This is a genomic window from Sporolactobacillus laevolacticus DSM 442, from assembly GCF_000497245.1.
Lineage (GTDB): Bacteria > Bacillota > Bacilli > Bacillales > Sporolactobacillaceae > Sporolactobacillus > Sporolactobacillus laevolacticus.
In genome coordinates this window covers 163,415-181,416 of record NZ_AWTC01000008.1, presented here as the reverse complement: position 1 = coordinate 181,416, position 18,002 = coordinate 163,415, and the positions used below count along the sequence as shown (strand labels likewise).

16 protein-coding genes are annotated in these 18,002 nt (G+C 42.7%); 8 read left to right on the top strand and 8 right to left on the bottom strand.

Features of this window, described 5'->3' with window-relative positions; translation table 11 throughout:
* The first annotated feature begins 156 nt into the window (after positions 1-156).
* Entirely contained in the window at positions 157-810 is a 654-nt protein-coding gene (locus P343_RS28250; protein ID WP_023510198.1) for an HAD family hydrolase, read from the top strand.
* Between the two features lie 121 nt (positions 811-931).
* On the opposite strand, the gene P343_RS28245 is transcribed toward P343_RS28250, so the two are convergent.
* The 4 genes from P343_RS28245 to P343_RS28230 form a co-directional block, all read right to left on the bottom strand.
* A complete protein-coding gene (locus tag P343_RS28245) occupies positions 932-1,423 on the bottom strand; it encodes a hypothetical protein (RefSeq protein WP_031263942.1) in 492 nt (163 codons plus the stop codon).
* Positions 1,424-1,516: 93 nt separating this feature from the next.
* Positions 1,517-2,545: a spore photoproduct lyase gene (gene splB, locus P343_RS28240; protein ID WP_023510196.1), complete on the bottom strand. Its 1,029-nt coding sequence runs from the start codon at positions 2,543-2,545 to the stop codon at positions 1,517-1,519.
* A gap of 66 nt (positions 2,546-2,611) precedes the next feature.
* A complete protein-coding gene (locus P343_RS28235) occupies positions 2,612-2,845 on the bottom strand; it encodes a transcriptional regulator SplA domain-containing protein (RefSeq protein WP_023510195.1) in 234 nt (77 codons plus the stop codon).
* Positions 2,846-3,072: 227 nt separating this feature from the next.
* Positions 3,073-3,954 carry a LysR substrate-binding domain-containing protein gene (locus tag P343_RS28230; RefSeq protein WP_023510194.1) on the bottom strand — a complete coding sequence of 294 codons (882 nt, stop codon included), beginning with the start codon at positions 3,952-3,954 and terminating at the stop codon, positions 3,073-3,075.
* Positions 3,955-4,097: 143 nt separating this feature from the next.
* Between P343_RS28230 and P343_RS28225 the strand changes: the two genes are divergently transcribed.
* The 3 genes from P343_RS28225 to P343_RS28215 all read left to right on the top strand — a co-directional run bounded on the left by P343_RS28225 (position 4,098) and on the right by P343_RS28215 (position 7,613).
* Positions 4,098-5,741, top strand: a complete 1,644-nt coding sequence (locus P343_RS28225; protein WP_023510193.1) for a malolactic enzyme — start codon at positions 4,098-4,100, stop codon at positions 5,739-5,741.
* Between the two features lie 16 nt (positions 5,742-5,757).
* Complete coding sequence (locus P343_RS28220; protein WP_023510192.1) at positions 5,758-6,723, top strand: AEC family transporter; 966 nt, start codon at positions 5,758-5,760, stop codon at positions 6,721-6,723.
* Positions 6,724-6,875: 152 nt separating this feature from the next.
* Positions 6,876-7,613 (top strand): MIP/aquaporin family protein, encoded by a 738-nt coding sequence (locus P343_RS28215; protein ID WP_023510191.1) that lies wholly within the window; start codon positions 6,876-6,878, stop codon positions 7,611-7,613.
* Positions 7,614-7,662: 49 nt separating this feature from the next.
* Here the strand turns inward: P343_RS28215 and P343_RS28210 are convergent, their stop codons facing one another.
* Positions 7,663-8,655 carry a LacI family DNA-binding transcriptional regulator gene (locus P343_RS28210; RefSeq protein WP_023510190.1) on the bottom strand — a complete coding sequence of 331 codons (993 nt, stop codon included), beginning with the start codon at positions 8,653-8,655 and terminating at the stop codon, positions 7,663-7,665.
* 6 nt (positions 8,656-8,661) lie between these two features.
* A complete protein-coding gene (locus tag P343_RS28205; RefSeq protein WP_023510189.1) occupies positions 8,662-10,143 on the bottom strand; it encodes a sucrose-6-phosphate hydrolase in 1,482 nt (493 codons plus the stop codon).
* 224 nt (positions 10,144-10,367) lie between these two features.
* Here P343_RS28205 and P343_RS28200 point away from each other — a divergent pair, with 224 nt between their 5' ends.
* From P343_RS28200 to msrA, 4 genes are all read left to right on the top strand, one after another.
* The gene (locus tag P343_RS28200; protein WP_023510188.1) at positions 10,368-12,320 is read left to right on the top strand and encodes a sucrose-specific PTS transporter subunit IIBC; all 1,953 of its coding nucleotides are present in this window, start codon (positions 10,368-10,370) and stop codon (positions 12,318-12,320) included.
* 54 nt (positions 12,321-12,374) lie between these two features.
* On the top strand, positions 12,375-13,238 hold the full coding sequence (locus P343_RS28195; protein WP_023510187.1) for an ROK family protein: 864 nt from the start codon (positions 12,375-12,377) through the stop codon (positions 13,236-13,238).
* A 22-nt stretch (positions 13,239-13,260) separates the two neighbouring features.
* A complete protein-coding gene (locus P343_RS28190; RefSeq protein ID WP_023510186.1) occupies positions 13,261-14,886 on the top strand; it encodes a glycoside hydrolase family 13 protein in 1,626 nt (541 codons plus the stop codon).
* 192 nt (positions 14,887-15,078) lie between these two features.
* Positions 15,079-16,032 (top strand): peptide-methionine (S)-S-oxide reductase MsrA, encoded by a 954-nt coding sequence (gene msrA, locus P343_RS28185; protein WP_023510185.1) that lies wholly within the window; start codon positions 15,079-15,081, stop codon positions 16,030-16,032.
* A 139-nt stretch (positions 16,033-16,171) separates the two neighbouring features.
* On the opposite strand, the gene P343_RS28180 is transcribed toward msrA, so the two are convergent.
* Positions 16,172-17,038, bottom strand: a complete 867-nt coding sequence (locus P343_RS28180) for an aldo/keto reductase (RefSeq protein WP_023510184.1) — start codon at positions 17,036-17,038, stop codon at positions 16,172-16,174.
* Between the two features lie 40 nt (positions 17,039-17,078).
* Complete coding sequence (locus P343_RS28175; protein WP_023510183.1) at positions 17,079-17,924, bottom strand: oxidoreductase; 846 nt, start codon at positions 17,922-17,924, stop codon at positions 17,079-17,081.
* Positions 17,925-18,002: the final 78 nt, after the last annotated feature.

Genomic DNA, 18,002 nt, shown 5'->3' with positions numbered 1-18,002 from the left:
TTATTGATAATTGAAGAATTTGATGCATGTCAGGGGTGAAGGAAATTTGGTGTATCAAACAGCAAATATAGCTAGTTCTTCTTTTTAAACTAAGCTATAATTCATTCAAATGTTAAAGTAATTATGGTTATGAAGGAGTAGCAAAAGGAGGATCCTGTGGAAAAGTATAAGATGATTTTGTTTGATTTGGATGGAACACTGTCGGACCCGAAAATAGGAATTACGAAATCGGTTCAGTATGGGCTGGAGAAAATGGGGATTTTTGAACCAGATCTACAAAAACTGGAATGTTTTATAGGCCCGCCACTTCAGGATTCATTCGCAGAGTACTACCATATGAATGAAAATGATATCCTGAAAGCCATTGATTATTACAGAGAACGTTTCAAAGAAAAAGGTATGTTTGAGAACGAATTATATCCGGGCATCCAAGCAATGTTGGAATCCTTAAAACAGGCAGGACATACGTTGATCATTGCGACATCGAAGCCGACAGTTTTTTCTGAGCAAATATTGAAGTATTTTGCTATTGATCGATATTTTGATCAGGTAGTTGGCAGCAATCTTGATGGAACACGATCATCGAAGACCGATATTATTGACTACATACTTAACCTTTACCGTGATTATGATCAGAATGACTTTGTCATGATTGGTGATCGGAAACATGATTTGATCGGAGCTCACAACACGGGGATTGATTGTATTGGCGTCACTTATGGATATGGCTCGATCGATGAAATCAAGGGAGCAAGTCCAACTTATATGGTCAGCAGTGTTGAAGAATTAAAGCAGATCTTAGGAAACTAATCAAAATAGAGATGGATGAGAAGAATCTCAAAAAAAACGCATAGAAGTAAAGCCTCACTTACTTTTTGACAAGTAAATGAGGCTATTTTTTTATTTTCCTATTCATTGGGACCATTCACCCTTAACACCAAACGATTATTTTAAAGGGGGTGGTTTGAGGAGGGATACTTCTCGTAGTAGGACCATAGATAACGATTAAGTTTCGGTTTGCGGGATTACCTGTAAAGGCCTGCCCATTCGTTAGAACGATTTGTGTAGATGGAGAAATGTTTAATTTAAGTTGCCCATCACTACTCACTAAATCGCTGTTAAAAAAGTCTACTTTTACATTTTGATAGGGACTTTCTTTTACCATAACAAGGGCTCGATATTGTGGCGGGTAGATCAGCGGAACCGGCGCATTTCCATCATAATATCCTGTTACTCTGTCCCCAACTTGAACCATGACATGATCGACAAAGTATGTCGTTGGTGTGACCACGAAGTTTACTACTCCGCGAAGGTTGTTTTCGACAGCTATTAATTTATTACAGCTTTCCCCCTCGCCAGTCTGTCCGGTTGCAAAATCACTAATCATAGTGATGGTACCACTAAAAGATTGAAATTTGATCATATTCATCGTTTATTCCCCTATGCTCCTGGATTTCAAGATCATTTCACTTCTAATTTATGTGAAACGGCCCAAATCGGTGAGCTTGAAGAAGATTCATGTGAAATACTCTAATCGGGCATCAGGGAAATAGGTATGAATATAACCTTCCAGTGTTTCTTGCAGCAGTTCCTCATCATCTTTTTTGTACACGTATTTTCCAATACCATAACGCCCCCATTTATAACGGCGCGCTTCCTCATCCATGACTAATTTGGACTTAGGGTAATTTTTCTCAATGATACGTTTTGCCGGTTTGGTAAATCGATGCTGAATTAATTCGAATGTAATGGGCTCATTTATCGGTTTCGGAAAGTAGTCATGTAACGTTTCAAAAAGCTGGCGATAACCGTCCTGCCAGCCGTCATGAATATAAATCGGCGCTATAATAAAGCCGAGCGGATAGCCAGCATCAGCAACTTTCTTTGCTGCTTCAATCCGATCCAAAAGGCTTGAAGTACCTGCTTCAAAAAACTTAATCACATATTCATCATTAAGACTGAATCGAAACCGGGTGCGACCGTTATGCTTTGCGTCCAATAGATGATCAACATGGGCAAATTTGGTCACAAAGCGCAGTTCTCCCAAATCTCTCTCACCGAAAAATTCAATCGCTTTTTTCAGTGAGTGCGTTAAATGATCAATACCAACAATGTCGGAGGTGCAAGCTGCTTCAAACCTTGTTTTCTCTGGTTCACGTTCCTTCATATACAACGCCGCACGTTCAAGAATTTCGTCCACGTTAACATAGGTTCGAATATAAGGTTTTGAGCCCATTGTTGTTTGTAGATAGCAGTAATGGCAGTGCCCCATACAACCCGTTGCTAGCGGTAATGCATATTCTGCTGAGGGCTTGGAACTTGAGAAGTCTAGAGTTTTTCGAACGCCGACAACTAAAGTTGATTTGGCAATACGGTATTTTTGAAAATCATTGTTACCCGGAAGATTTCGCACTTGGTTGTGTGATGTCGTTTCGCGAATTTCAATATTCATTTTTTCAAATTTCTTTTTTAGTGCTTGTCCTAAAGGGTAATCTAATGCCCGTGGTTCGATGTAGACGAGCTGGGGGATGAATGGTTTTACCATGAATATCGTGCTCTTTTCTTTTGAGCAGTTCATACACATTCTTGTGGGTGCATGCCTTGCCTCTTCTTAATCTTCATCATAAATTTGCCTGTAGATACGCTGCGCTTCATCGAATGTTGGGAAAATTGCATCTTCATCAGCAAATTCATAGTATAACTCATACAAAAACAGTGCTTTATCCCCAGCTTTGTTGGGATTATCGGCGACTTCAGCCTCCTGAATCATCGCAACACTTGCTGTGTGCGGGTTACGACAAATCACATAAACATGATCTCCTAGGTGCATTTCATCCTTTTTCATATAGAGTATCCACCTTTTTACAACGTAAAAGTCCTTTTTTGATTATGTCCAGGAATGCACAGACTATCCCCGGAGAAGTCTGTACATGCAACAGAAAGGCAAAAAAACCGTTCATAGAAGCGCATGAACGGTTTTTTCTAAGTATTGGAAGAATTTCCAGGGGAATAAGTGATTCATCGAATGAGCAACTACTGAACTTTTTATCAGGAAAAAAGGTGCTCGGGTTATTAAAACGCGTACTGAGTCATCAAATTTACAATTTTTTGCTGAACCGCGGTCAAGACATGATTTGACCGATAAACAAGCTGAATCATAAATTCGGGCTGTACCACGTCGCTTAGTTCCAAAGCAGCGACCGGGTCTTGTGGCAGAATGGCCATTTCGGTCAGAAAGCTGATCCCGATATTATTGGCAACCATGCCTTTGATCACTTGAATGTCATTGGTTCGATAGATAATTTCTGGTTTGATACGGTTTTGCCGGCTTAATTGCTCAAAGGCAATTGAGTGAATAAAACGTTCATTAAGTTGGATAAAAGGTTCACGCTGTAAATCCTTAAAAGCTACTGCCTTTTTTTGAGCAAGCGGATGATTGCGGCTGACAATAATTTTGAATTTTTTGCGGGACAGCATATGTCCGGATAATTGATCGTTTTCAATAGGCTGTACGGATCCGAGAAGAGCTATATCAAGATGGCCAGTAATCAATTTATTAAGGAGCAGCTTAGAACCATCTTCATGGGTGTCTAATTGCGAAAGAAGATCTTGGCTGACAAGCTGAGAAGAAAGCGTTGGGAAATAGTAGCCGCCGATAATCGGAGGAAGTCCAAGCCGGACTTTCTCTTTTTTTATTGCGGTAATTTCTAATTTGGCAGTTTCAATCTCTTGAAGAATTTGCTCGACGTGCTTTTCAAATTGTTTTCCGCTGTCCGTAAAAATCAGGTCTTTGTGCGATTGATCTCGGATAACAAGCTGAGCATCTAATTCCTTCTCTAATCTCTGTACAGCTGCGGTTATTGTCGGCTGGCTGACGTGAAAGAAATTTGCTGTTTTGGTAAAACTATTTTCTTGAAAAAGACGCTGAAAATACTGCAATTCCTTGATGTTCACACAACCAGCTCCTACTCATTAATACTGATCTCATATTAATAAAATTTATGACTACGCCTGTGTTTGACTATAAATTTTATCGGTTGTTATAGTGCGCTTAGAAAGAAAAACAATCACCTTTGGATATAAGGAGGAAAAAGATCATGGCATTAAATCCACAAGATATTTTAAATAATCCTTTTCTAAATAAAGGAACGGCATTTACTAAAGAAGAACGTCAGGCTTATGGGCTGCAAGGAACACTGCCGGCGAAGGTGCAAACACTAGATGAACAGGCTGTTCAGGCCTATGGCCAATATTCAAGCAAGACGACGGATTTAGAAAAAAGAATCTTTTTGATGAATGTGTTTAATACAAATCGTACCTTATTTTATCGGTTGATGGAAGATCATGTGGTTGAATTTATGCCGATCGTCTACGATCCGACCGTAGCGGATTCGATTGAACAATATAATGAATTATTTGTAAGCCCACAGGATGCAGCCTTCTTGTCCGTTGATGAGCCTGAGGATGTGGAAGCGACATTGAAGAACGCCCCCGGCGGCCGTGACATCCGGCTGATTGTAGTTACAGATTCTGAAGGCATTCTCGGAATGGGTGACTGGGGCGTAAATGGCGTGGACATTGCTATTGGCAAGCTCATGGTTTACACAGCCGCCGCAGGAATTAATCCTTCTATGGTGTTGCCTGTTGTCATTGATGCAGGCACAAACAATGAAAAGCTGCTTCATGATCCGCTTTATTTAGGCAATCGCCATGAACGCGTGCGTGGTGAACGGTATTATGATCTCATTGATCGGTTTGTTCAGGCATCCGGAAAATTGTTCCCTGAAGCGCTGCTGCACTGGGAAGACTTCGGGCGTTCTAACGCGGCAACGATTCTAGAAAAATATCAGGATAAAATTACAACGTTCAATGATGATATTCAAGGTACAGGAATTGTCGTTCTTGCTGGTATCCTAGGCGCGATGAAAATTTCCAAAGAAAAACTGACTGATCAACGCATCTTGATTTTCGGTGCAGGAACGGCTGGCGTAGGGATTACGAATCAACTCCTTGATGAAATGAAGCGACAAGGCTTGTCAGAAGAAGAGGCGCGCAAACACTTCTTCCTTGTCGATAAGCAAGGGTTGCTCTTCAATGACACCGAAGAGCTTACCCCTGGTCAGAAGGCCTTCGTTCACGATCGTTCTGAATTTGAAAACAGCAACGAATTAACCAATCTTGAAGCGGCAGTCAAAGCGGTTCAGCCGACGATTATGATCGGTACGTCAACACAACCGGGTGCCTTTAAAGAAACGATTATTAAAGAAATGGCAGCCCATACTGAACGTCCGGTCATCTTCCCACTCTCAAACCCGACGAAGCTTGCAGAAGCGAAAGCCGAAGACCTGATCAAATGGACAGATGGCAAAGCGCTGGTCGCAACTGGTATTCCTGCGGCGCCTGTTGACTACAAAGGTGTTACCTATGAAATTGGTCAAGCAAATAACGCGCTGATGTATCCTGGTCTCGGGTTCGGCATTATCGCTTCAACCGCAACCCGCGTGAATGGCGAAATGTTATCTCAAGCGAGCCACGCTTTGGGCGGTATTGTAGACACCGAGCAACCAGGAGCAGCTGTACTCCCTCCAGTTGCTAAACTGACCGAGTTCTCTCAGACGATCGCAGAAGTCGTTGGCCAAAGCGTTCTGGATCAAAAGTTAAATCGTGAAGAGATCTCAGATATTAAAAAAGCCGTTTCAGAGATGAAATGGGAGGCTAAATACACTGACTTAAATTTGTGAGAAGAGGTGGGTCTGCATGGTCTTTCTACAATCCATTCAAAGTGTTCTATCGATCATTTTAATGATTGCTTTAGGTTATTTCCTGAAGCAATTCAAATGGTTTGACGAGAACTTCGGCAAAAGTATTTCTTCTTTAATTACAAAAGTAGCTCTGCCGGCATCCATTTTTGTATCGGTGCTCAAGTATTTAACGCGAGACAGCTTGCTTCAACTATCCGGCAGCCTGATTTATCCGGTTGTGGCTGTGACGATTTCTTATTTAATCGCTTATGGTTTGGTGAAACTGCTCAAAATTCGTCCGGGCAGACGGGGCATTTTTATGAATGCTGTCGTTAACGCGAACACTATTTTTATCGGGCTACCTTTGAACATCGCGTTGTTCGGAGAAAAAAGTTTGCCTTATTTCCTGATTTATTACATCACGAACACCGTTTCAACATGGGCATTTGGTGTTTTTCTGATTTCAAATGACGATCCGACGAAAACAAAGGCATCCGGCAAGAAAAAATTCAATTGGAAGAAAATCTTACCTCCGCCTTTGCTCGGATTTATTGTCGGTCTTGTATTTCTAATCCTAAGCATCCCTGTGCCAAGTTTTATTAGTGCGACACTGACCTATGTCGGCAGTATTGTCACACCGTTATCCTTGATCTATATCGGTATTGTGCTCTATAACGCAGGGCTTTCAAGTATTCGATTTGATCGTGATACCATTATGGCTTTGCTTGGACGCTTTGTAATCTCGCCAATCGTTCTGATTGTGGTCATCGTCTTTGGTACACATCTTACAGGTGCTCATTTGCCAACAATGCTGACGCAAACACAAATTGTTCAATCGGCGACCCCGATGCTGGCCGTTTTGCCGATATTGGCTAATGAGGCGCATGGTGATGTGAAGTACGCGACAAATATTGTTACAGCAAGTACCGTATTATTTGTCATTGTTGTTCCAGTGCTGATGCAGTTGATTCAGTTTATCTGACATCTGTGGATTTAATGAAATACACGATAGGATACGTCATGACATACCACATGTACATTTGAGCAATTAGCTTTGTTGGTAGTTGCTCTTTTTTTTGAGAAAAGAATCGTAATTTTTAAAAAATATTAGAGCAGAAATGGGAGAAGTACGAAATGGTTTATGGATTAACCGTGCGGTGGTTAAGCGAATTACTGGGCACAGCGATTATGATCATGCTTGGGAACGGAGCGGTTGCTAACGTCGAGCTAAAAGGAACAAAGGGCTATCAAAATGGCTGGATGATCATTGCTGTCGGATATGGCTTCGGGGTCATGATTCCGGTCATGATGTTTGGTCCGATCAGCGGCAGCCAGATTAATCCGGCGATTACACTTGCTCTAGCCGTCAATGGTTTACAGCAATGGTCGAATGTTGTGCCCTATATCACGGCGCAATTTCTTGGTGCAATGCTCGGGCAGCTTTTACTTTTCTTAGCGTACAAACCGTTCTATGATCAAACCGACAATCCGTCACGGATTTTGGGTACATGTTCAACAATCTCTGCTTCAGGCAGTTTTGTTAATGGCTTTATAAATGAATTCTTAGGTACATTCATTTTAGTTTTTTCCGCACTGCTGATTTTAAATTCACATGCGCTTATTCATACACCCGGTGTTGCCGAACTTGGTGTCGGGTTTCTTGTCTGGGCTTTGGTTGCTTCACTTGGCGGCCCAACCGGACCGGGACTTAATCCGGCACGAGACTTGGGTCCGCGTATTGTTCATGCTCTGATCCCGTTGAAAAATAAAGGGACATCACAATGGACGTATGCTTGGATTCCAGTCGTAGCGCCTATTCTTGCCGGTATTGCTGCTGTCTTTTTATACAAAATGATTTATTTCGGTCAGTAGTGCACTTAAGACATTTTTGAGAGCATCGACCATCTACAGTTCCAGATTTTCACATGAACTGTGAGCTTGATTGATTGCGTATGAGCTTGATCGGGAGGACATAGTGTTCTTTGAGCTCCGACTGTTCGTCAGTCACCCTTTTTAGCAGCAATTCTACGAGTAACTCTGCCATATCGTTAATTGGCTGAGCGATCGTGGTTAACTCCGGATGGTAGTTTTGTATAAATTGTGTTCCGTCATAGCCGATTACCTTCAAGTCTTGCGGCACACGGATGCCTAATTCTTTAGCTTGCTGTAAAACGATTAGCGCAGTCAGATCATCTGTGCAAAAGATGCCTTCTATCTGCTCGGTGCTTAAGATCTGCTTAATCATTAGTGCTTTGACACTGGAAGCCATTGTTGAAGCGATGACTTTTTCATGGGCTTCAAGCTGCAACTTTTCCATAGTCTCCAGATAACCGGTTCGCCGCTTATCTGTGGGACTATTTGGCGTATGGCTGCTGGCAAAAAGATAGATCTTTCGGGCGCCGCTTTGATAGAGTTCCTGAGTGGCCAATACGCCGCCTAGATAGTTGTCGGAACTGACAATTGGAATGGTACTCGACAAGTAACGGTCAAACGAGATAATCGGCAAGCCGACTTTTTCATACTCTTTGATGCCCAGGTTGTGGGCACCGGCAATAATACCGTCGACTTGGTTCGCAATAAGCATGTTCAAATACACACGCTCTTTTTCCTTATTATCCGCACTATTGCACAGGATTGTTTTATATCCAGATTTAAACAGTTTATTCTCTATTTTTTCGACAAGTTCTCCAAAAAAAGGATTGCTAACAGAAGAAAAGAGCACGCCAATTAAGTTGGTTTGTTTGCCGTGAAGTGAGCGAGCAATGGAGTTGGGCTGATAATTGAGCTTTTTCATTGCTTGAAACACTTTGTTTTTTGTTTTCTCACTAAGGTAGCCGTGATTATTGATCACACGGGATACGGTTGTAGGAGAAACGCCAGCTTCTCTTGCGACATCATTTAGTTTGGGCCTCAATATAATTTATCCTTTTCCATTTAATAGACTCCAATAATTACAATTATAATCCAAATGGCCGTTTGTCTCCAAAGAAATCTGCGTTTGGCGATCACTTGGGAAAAAGCGGGCTGTCAGCACTTTGCGGCCGTGATTCACATAAATTTCGGCCACTGAATTGTCAATGAAAATATGGAGATTTATCTGGCCGTTTCTAGTTATAGTTGTCGTCCGTGTTGTACCGTATGCCTCAGCAAATTGAACTCCAGAATGCCCTCGATCCAGTGTAAGCTTGCCTGCATCAAAATCAAATAGAAGATCGAGAGCGTTCAAACCGTCGTCAGCTAAAGCCAATCTACCGCTGCCTGTACCTTTTAGTTCAATATCGAGCTCATACGCGCGATCGCAGTCATGCATGATCGGTGTTAACTGATTGTGCAAGTGGCCTTGGAGCTGAATATGTTTTGTACGTAGTGAAGCTGTCTCTTTAACCGGATTTTGATAGAGGTTGCCATCTTTGATTGTTAGTTCCCGCACAAGGCTTAAGCAATGTGCCCAACCGTACTGATCAGTCGGATAATCAATTTCCGGAAGTCCGATCCAGCTGACGGCCAGCGCCCGGCCATCAGGGGCATTCATTGCCTGAGTCGCATAAACATCAAAGCCTTCATCCAGATTGTTTATCATCTGTCCTGAGTCAAATACAGCATGGTCGGGATCAAAATGGTTGCCGATCAGATAAACATTGGGATAGATATTCTGATAATCTAGAACATTTTTATTTAGACCTTGCGGGCAAAAAATAAGGAGCGGCACCCCATCAACAAAAACAAGATTTGGACACTCGATCATAAAACCTAATGATTGTTTGGCGAATGCTAATGGGCCCAAAAATGTCCAACTGCTTAAGTCCGTAGATTTGTAGAGTAAAATTTCGCCTTCAAGCTGAGTGTTTTGTGCCCCGATGAGCGCATAGTACGCTCCATTGTAGTGAATAACTTGAGGATCTCTGAAGTGATCCGTATAGTTTTTCGGCTGAGAAACGATCAATGGACTCTTTATCTTTTCAATGTGCAGGTCTTTATTCATCCAGGCGCCCAACTGATGAGGATATCTTTCCCAATTCTCATCGCGGACGTTTCCAGTGTACATAATAAATAGCTTGTCACCCACCGGAAGTGCGGACCCTGAATAGCAGCCATGACTGTCGAATTCGTTATCTGGAATCATCGCCAGCCCTTCTTCATGCCAATGTGTTAAATCTTCTGAAGTGAGATGATACCAAGCTTTCAGTCCATGAACCGGGCCCATCGGATAATTTTGATAAAACAGATGCCATTTTTTATTGTAGTAAGAAAAGCCGTTAGGATCGTTTAGCAATCCGCTTTTTGGTTGGATATGAACGTCCATTCGCCAAGGGGAGTGCTGTATTTTATTTAGTAAATCATCTTTTTCTTGTTGTGACCAATCCGCAAATTTTTTATATCTTTTTGCTCTGCTCCATTCCATTGTTAAGAACCTCCACTCATTAAGAAAGCGCTATCTTAAATGTTAATGTACTCTATATCTTCAATTATGTCAAACGTATACCATTTTTAAAATCCATAAATAAAAATTGTTTATTGTAATTAAATTTAAATTTATGACGCACGATTGACATATGGGAAAATGAGCGTATATTAATAATAAAGCGCTTGCAAAAACACGAAATGATTTTTGAAAGGGTGTACAAAATGAATTATGTAAAAGTTGCTCAAGATGTATTGACTGCTCTCAGCGGCAAGGAAAATATTCAGGCAGCTGCACACTGTGCCACCAGGCTGCGTCTCGTAATCAAGGATGAGTCAAAGATAAATCAAACAGCATTAGATGAGCACCCGGATGTTAAGGGAACATTTAAGACAAACGGTCAGTTTCAAATTATTATCGGCCCTGGAGATGTCGATAAAGTTTACGATGAACTTATTAAGTTAGCAGGTTTGCCGGATATGACTAAGGAAGATGTCAACCATTCGTCTAGCGGTCCTAAGGGAAATATATTTATGCAATTTATCAAGGTTTTATCGGATATTTTTGTCCCGATTATTCCGGCTCTGGTTGCAGGCGGTCTGCTTATGGCTCTTAATAATGTGCTTACCGCGGAACATCTTTTTACCGCTAAATCAATTGTAGAAATTTATCCGGGACTAAAGGATATTGCCGGCTTCATTAATACCATGTCTGCTGCTCCATTCTTTTTCTTACCTGTGTTAATTGGCTTTTCAGCCACAAAACGTTTTGGCGGCAATCCTTATTTGGGAGCAGCCATGGGGATGATTATGGTTTCCCCAGCCCTGACTAGTGGTTATGAAGTAGTGAGCGCTGCGGCTTCCGGAAAGCTTGCTTATTGGAATATTTTCGGTCTGCATGTCGCGCAAGCCGGTTACCAAGGATCGGTTTTGCCTGTACTCGTTGTATCCTTCATTCTGGCTAAACTTGAGATATTCTTTCATAAACGCATTTCGAAAGCCCTTGATTTCACTTTTACACCTATGCTTGCTATTATTATCACCGGCTTTTTAACGTTTATTTTTGTCGGACCTGTGATGCGTAATGTCAGTGACGGTTTGACAAACGGTATTATGTGGTTGTACAACACAACTGGTCCTATTGGGACGATGGTGTTTGGATTCTTTTACTCAGCGATCGTCATTACTGGATTGCACCAGAGTTTCCCTGCGATTGAAACACAGCTGCTCGCAAATCGAGCAATAACTGGCGGATCCTTTGTCTTTCCGATTGCTTCGATGGCCAACATTGCTCAAGGTGCCGCTTGTCTTGCGGTGTTCTTTATTACGAAAAATAAGAAACAAAAAAGTCTGGCGTCTTCATCAAGTATCTCAGCGTTGTTAGGTATTACTGAGCCGGCCATCTTTGGCGTTAACTTAAAGTTGAAATATCCTTTCGTCTGTGCCATGATCGCTTCCGGAATAGCATCAATCTTTGTTGGCCTGTTTCATGTCCTAGCCGTTTCTATGGGCCCTGCAAGCGTTATCGGTTTTATTTGTATCCGTTCACAATCAATTAGTACATTTCTCCTGAGTGGATTGATCAGCTTTGTCCTTGCGTTTACAATCACATATATTTATGGGAAACGTGCTATGGCAGCAGAGGTTGCAGCAGCGGACAGCGATCTGCAGGTATCGACCGAAGAAGATATTGAATCAGTGGCAGAAGGTACTCAGCTTCTGGATGAAATCGTTTATGCATCGGTATCCGGTGACCCAATCAGTCTTAAAGAAGTGAATGATAAGGTATTTTCTTCTGAATTCATGGGAAGAGGAGCCGCCATCATTCCGGAAAACGGGGATGTTTATGCGCCGTGTGATGGTCTGGTGACCGTGGCTTATCCGACACATCATGCCTATGGCATTAAAACAGACGGCGGTGCTGAAGTTCTGATTCACATCGGTATTGATACGGTCAACTTAAACGGTGAGCACTTTGAAAGCTTCGTTAAGAAAGATCAACAGGTACGCAAAGGCGATAAATTATGCCATTTTGACCTAGATAAGATTAAAGCCCTTGGTTACGATCCGGCTGTCATCACGGTAATTACGAACACTGCAGAGTACGCTTCGGTTGAACGCATTACGCATGAACATGTTGCGTCGGAGAGCCCGTTAATTGCTTTAACTGCAAAGTAAAAAATAGAGTATTCATTATTATTATTAGTTGACAATTTTTTAGGAGTGGATCGCATGTTATTAGGTTCAATTGAAGCTGGTGGAACAAAGTTCATTGCCGCAGTTGGTGATGAACACATGAACATTATCGATACAGTGACCGTTCCGACCACAAAACCCGATGAAACTATGGAACAGATTTCTAACTTTTTTTCTCGATATCATTTAGATGCACTTGGTGTCGGATCTTTTGGACCAATCGATGTCGACGAAAAATCACAGACTTTCGGATATATTACATCAACTCCCAAATCATTTTGGCGAGATTATAATTTTGTCGGATATTTAAAGCAAAAACTCAATGTGCCGGTTGCATGGACAACGGATGTCAATGCGGCGGGTTACGGTGAATATCTATTGGGAAATGCGAACGGGACCGAAAGCTGCCTCTACCTCACAATCGGTACCGGCATAGGTGGAGGATTTATAAATAAAGGACAGATTTTAAATGCATTCAGTCATCCTGAAATGGGACATGTATTCATTAAACGCCATCCTGATGATACCTTTGAAGGGATCTGTCCCTTCCATAAAAATTGTCTAGAAGGAATGGCTTCGGGTCCGGCTGTCGAGAAGCGCTGGGGCAAAAAAGGCGTTGAACTTGCCGACCAATCTTTCGTATGGGAATTAGAAGCCTATTATCTGGCCCAGGCACTGATTAGTTATACCCTGATTTTGCGTCCTGAGCGTATTATTCTTGGTGGCGGTCTCATGAAACAGAAGCAGATATTCAAATTAATCAGAAACGAATTTCATGCTATGCTCAACGACTATGTTGAAGTCCCTGATTTGGAAACGTATATTCAGCCTGTCGGTCTTAATGATCAGGCCGGCATCATTGGTGGATTATTACTTGCTAAGAATAAACTGAAGGGCTGAATGGATATAAAGGAGCTTAATCATGAAAAACGATTGGTGGAAGCAAAGTGTTGTCTATCAAATCTATCCCAAAAGTTTTTTAGACAGCAATCATGATGGCATCGGCGATCTTAAAGGGATCATTCAGAAATTAGATTATATAAAATTGCTCGGCGTAGATGTAATCTGGCTGTGTCCGGTTTATGAGTCTCCGCAGGTAGACAATGGTTATGATATCAGTGACTATTACCAAATTTCTAAGTTATACGGTTCTATGGACGATATGGATACCCTTATAAAAGAAAGTAAGGCAAGGGGCATTAAAATCATGGTTGATTTGGTAGTCAATCATACTTCCGATCAGCATCCATGGTTCATCGAATCCAGAAAATCGAAGGACAATCCGTATCGGAATTACTATATTTGGAGTGATCAACCCAACGATTTATCATCGAATTTCGGCGGATCTGCCTGGTCATATGATGAAAAGACAAAGCAGTATTACTTGCATTTCTACAGTGAACAACAGCCGGATCTGAATTGGGAAAATCCGGACATGCGCCGGGCTATTTACAAGATGATGAACTTTTGGATTGAAAAGGGTATCGGCGGTTTCAGAATGGATGTCATCGATCTGATTGGGAAAGAACCGGACAAGAAGATAAAAGAAAATGGACCCAAGCTTCATGACTATCTCAAAGAAATGAATGAGTATACATTTGGTCCGGCGAACTTGATCACTGTAGGTGAAACGTGGGGAGCGACGCCGGAGATCGGCCACCTCTATACGGATGCAGGGCGTAAAGAGTTAAATATGGTGTTTCAATTTGAGCATATGAACTTGGACAAACAGCCGGGCAAGCACAGATGGGATTTAAAAAAATTAGACTTGATCGATTTGAAAGATGTATTAAGCAAATGGCAGGACTCTTTTTCTGAAGATGGTTGGAACAGCTTATTCTGGAATAATCATGATCTGCCGCGCATTGTGTCGCGATGGGGCAATGATCGCGAATATCGTGAATTATCGGCCAAGATGCTTGCAACCTTGCTGCATGGCATGAAGGGGACTCCTTTTATTTACCAGGGTGAGGAACTTGGGATGACCAATGCAAACTTTGAATCGATTGATGATTATCCGGACATCGAAACGCAGAATATGTATAAGGATCGGCATGCAACTGGGTTTTCTAAAGAAGAGATCATGCAATCGATTCATATGAAGGCAAGGGATAATGCAAGAACCCCGATGCAATGGAATTCAAGTGAGAACGCCGGCTTTTCAACAATCCAGCCCTGGATGAAAGTCAATACAAATTATCGCAAAGTTAATGTTGAGCAAAGCCTTGTCGACCCTGACTCAGTTTTTTTTCATTATCAAAAGCTGATTGCACTTAGGAAGGAAAAAGATATTCTGATCAAAGGCAGATACGAATTGGTAGATCATGATAACACTCAAGTCTACGCGTATAAACGTATAATGGACGATCAGGAACTGTTCATTGTTTGTAATTTTTATGAAACGCCGGCAGACCTCCATTATTCGGAAGGAACAAAGGAAGAAGACATCGGTATCTTGATCAGTAATTATCCGGATTCGCCAAGAGCTTTAGATCATTTATTGTTACGCCCATATGAAGCAGTCGTCTATGAGTTCAACAAACGTTGAAAAAAGATAATGAAACAATGACAGACGAAAACCTCGCTCAACCTTACTGAGAATGCATGAAGGTGAGCGGGGTTTTTCCGTACTTCCGGTGAAAATGGTATGATAAAAGTAAACGATTTCAAGAGCAATAAATGATGTGTATTAAATAGATAAAGATATTAAAGGCTATCTTAAAGTACAGGAGGAATGTAAATGAGCAGAACAGAAAAAGCGACCTTTGCCGGCGGCTGTTTCTGGTGCATGGTTCATCCGTTTGATCAAGAACCGGGCATCATTGAGGTGCTGTCGGGGTACACCGGTGGCCACACGGAAAATCCAACGTACAGAGAAGTTTGTTACGGGAAAACGGGTCATGCGGAAGCGGTCCAGATCACGTTTGATCCTGACATTTTTCCTTATCAGAAACTGTTAGAGCTCTATTGGCAACAGATTGACCCGACGGATCGCAAGGGTCAGTTTCATGACCGAGGCGACCAGTATCGAACGAGTATCTTTTATCATAACGAAGAACAAAAAAGGCTTGCCGAAGCATCAAAAGAAGCTCTTGAGAAAAGCGGACGTTTTCGAAAGCCGATTGTGACACCGATTGTGCCTGCCGCCCCTTTTTATCCGGCGGAAGAAGTTCATCAAAATTATTACCGAAAGGATCCGCTGAGCTATGGCAACTATCGCCAGAACTCCGGACGCGATGATTTTATCGCAAAACATTGGGGCGTCAAGAAGAATAGGAAGCAGTTACAAGAAACATTGACACCAATCCAATACAAAGTGACGCAGAAAAAAGGTACGGAAACACCATTCCAAAATGAGTATTGGGACAATAAAAAGCCGGGAATCTACGTAGATATTGTCTCGGGTGAGCCTTTGTTCTCAACAACCGATCAATATGATGCAGGATGCGGATGGCCGAGTTTTACGCGTCCGATCAGTACGCATCGCATTGTGACTGTCGCGGACAACACCTTCGGCATGTTTCGTGATGAGGTACGTAGTAAGCTCGGAGATTCACACTTGGGGCATGTGTTCCCGGAGCCTTCGGTACCAACCGGCCAGCGCTACTGCATCAACTCTGCTGCGCTGCGGTTTATTCCTGAAGAGGACCTGGAATCTGAGGGTTATGGTGAATACAAGCATCTCTTTAAGTAGTCTTGAAAAGAAGCACGCATTCGAGATGAAAAGCTACCTGCTCTCAGTGTGACTCAGTATTGGCTGATAAAACAAAAGTGACTCGAGGTTTATTTCGAGTCACTTTTGTTTTATTGTTCATTTTTATAATTACTGCGTATTACAAAGCTTTTTCCAGAGACTTAAAATCCTCATTGCTGAGCTTAATGCCGGCTGCAGCGATGTTTTCTTTTACATGGGCAACTGATGACGTTCCCGGGATCGGCAGCATGACCGGCGAACGTTTGAGCAGCCAGGCAAGCGCAATCTGTGCAGGTTTTGCTTCATATTTTTTTGCGATCTGATCAAGCGGGCCTCCATCTTTTGCGAGTGCCCCTGTCGCGAGCGGGAACCATGGAATAAATCCAATCTGATGTTCCTCGCAATAATTCAGTACATCTTCTGAATCACGTTTCGCCAGATTATACAAGTTCTGAACAGATACAATTGGCGTAATTTTATTTACCGCCTGAAGTTCTTTGACAGAAACCTGGCTGAGTCCGATATGACGGATCTTGCCCTCCTGTTTCATTAAAGCAAGCTCGCCAATCTGATCGGCAAGCGGCACTTTGGGATCAATTCGATGTAATTGCAGGAGATCAATGCGATCCAATCCTAACGTGCGCAGATTTAATTCAACCTGCTGGCGCAGATACGCTGGGCGTCCGACCGGTGTCCAAATATCGGGGCCCTGCCTGGTGAGTCCGACTTTTGTGGCGATGACCAGACGATCCGAATAGGGATGAAGTGCCTTTTTGACAAGCTCATTGGCGACAAACGGGCCATAAGCATCTGCGGTATCAATAAAAGTGACGTCAAGTTCTGCGGCCGTCTGAAGGACCCGGATGGCTTCCTCCGGGTCCTTGGGCTCTCCCCAGATACCAGGACCAGTAAGCTGCATCGCGCCATAGCCTAAACGATTAACCGATAAATCACCGCCAATTGAAAATGTTCCTGATGAAGTTGCTGTAGTCGTTGATTTTGGCATGTTTATTACTCCTTCTCACATTTTGTAAGTTCATCATTCGTTAATTCCAGTACCCTTCGTCTCCATAATCCACATGGGTTGAGACATCTTCCCAGGCTTCCAAATCTTTTTGGACATTTTCCAGTTGGACTCGAGCATTTTTTACGGCGTCTTTCCCTAACAAGAGATGGATTGGACTATGCTCGGACTCAACGGCTTTGATGATCGCTTTGGCAGCGAGTTCTGGGCTTCCAGGTTGGGCGCCAGATCTGCCACGTGTTTGTTTTAAGCGTAGTTCGGCTGTTTCGGCGTAATCGTCAATAATGGTTTTGCGATCTTCAGCGGAACGCCCGGCCCAGTCTGTTCTGAAGGCGCCTGGTTCCACTAGTGTCACATGGATACCTAGCGGCTCAACTTCTTTTGCTAATGCCTGCGACAAACCTTCGACGGCAAATTTTGTCGCATGATAATAGCCGAACGTCGGGAATGCGGTTAAGCCGCCAATCGATGAGACGTTGACAATGTGACCGCTGCGCTGATTGCGCATCGTTGGCAGCACACTCCGGGTTAAGTCGCTCAAACCCCAGAAGTTGGTTTCGAACAGTTTGCGGACCGCGTCTTCATCGCTTTCCTCAACCGCGCCGAAATAACCGTAACCGGCATTGTTCACCAGTACATCAATACGTCCGAATTTTTTTAGGACCTGCTCCGTTGCGTCTCTGACTTGCTCCTTTTTGGTGACATCCAGGGTCAGAGCAATTGCTTGATCATGCCCTTCCACCAAAGCGGCAATCTGTTCTACGTGTCTCGCAGTTATAGCAACAGGATAGCCTTGATTAATCAGTTCTTGTGCCAGTGCCCGTCCAAAACCGGTGGAAGTACCGGTAATCATCCAAACCTTCTTCACACGATCATCTCCCTGCTTTGATATAATGAAGTATAGTTGCTGGAGTGTACTCCATGTCAAATGAAAAGGGGAGATTTT

Bases quoted from the DNA above. Each gene is read 5' to 3' on its own strand.
- P343_RS28205 (WP_023510189.1), bottom strand. From the start codon at position 10,143: ATGGAATGGAGCAGAGCAAAAAGATATAAAAAATTTGCGGATTGGTCA.
- P343_RS28245 (WP_031263942.1), bottom strand. From the start codon at position 1,423: ATGATCAAATTTCAATCTTTTAGTGGTACCATCACTATGATTAGTGAT.
- P343_RS28180 (WP_023510184.1), bottom strand. From the start codon at position 17,038: ATGCCAAAATCAACGACTACAGCAACTTCATCAGGAACATTTTCAATT.
- P343_RS28200 (WP_023510188.1), top strand. From the start codon at position 10,368: ATGAATTATGTAAAAGTTGCTCAAGATGTATTGACTGCTCTCAGCGGC.
- P343_RS28195 (WP_023510187.1), top strand. From the start codon at position 12,375: ATGTTATTAGGTTCAATTGAAGCTGGTGGAACAAAGTTCATTGCCGCA.
- msrA (WP_023510185.1), top strand. From the start codon at position 15,079: ATGAGCAGAACAGAAAAAGCGACCTTTGCCGGCGGCTGTTTCTGGTGC.
- P343_RS28215 (WP_023510191.1), top strand. From the start codon at position 6,876: ATGGTTTATGGATTAACCGTGCGGTGGTTAAGCGAATTACTGGGCACA.
- P343_RS28220 (WP_023510192.1), top strand. From the start codon at position 5,758: ATGGTCTTTCTACAATCCATTCAAAGTGTTCTATCGATCATTTTAATG.
- P343_RS28235 (WP_023510195.1), bottom strand. From the start codon at position 2,845: ATGAAAAAGGATGAAATGCACCTAGGAGATCATGTTTATGTGATTTGT.
- P343_RS28225 (WP_023510193.1), top strand. From the start codon at position 4,098: ATGGCATTAAATCCACAAGATATTTTAAATAATCCTTTTCTAAATAAA.
- P343_RS28190 (WP_023510186.1), top strand. From the start codon at position 13,261: ATGAAAAACGATTGGTGGAAGCAAAGTGTTGTCTATCAAATCTATCCC.
- splB (WP_023510196.1), bottom strand. From the start codon at position 2,545: ATGGTAAAACCATTCATCCCCCAGCTCGTCTACATCGAACCACGGGCA.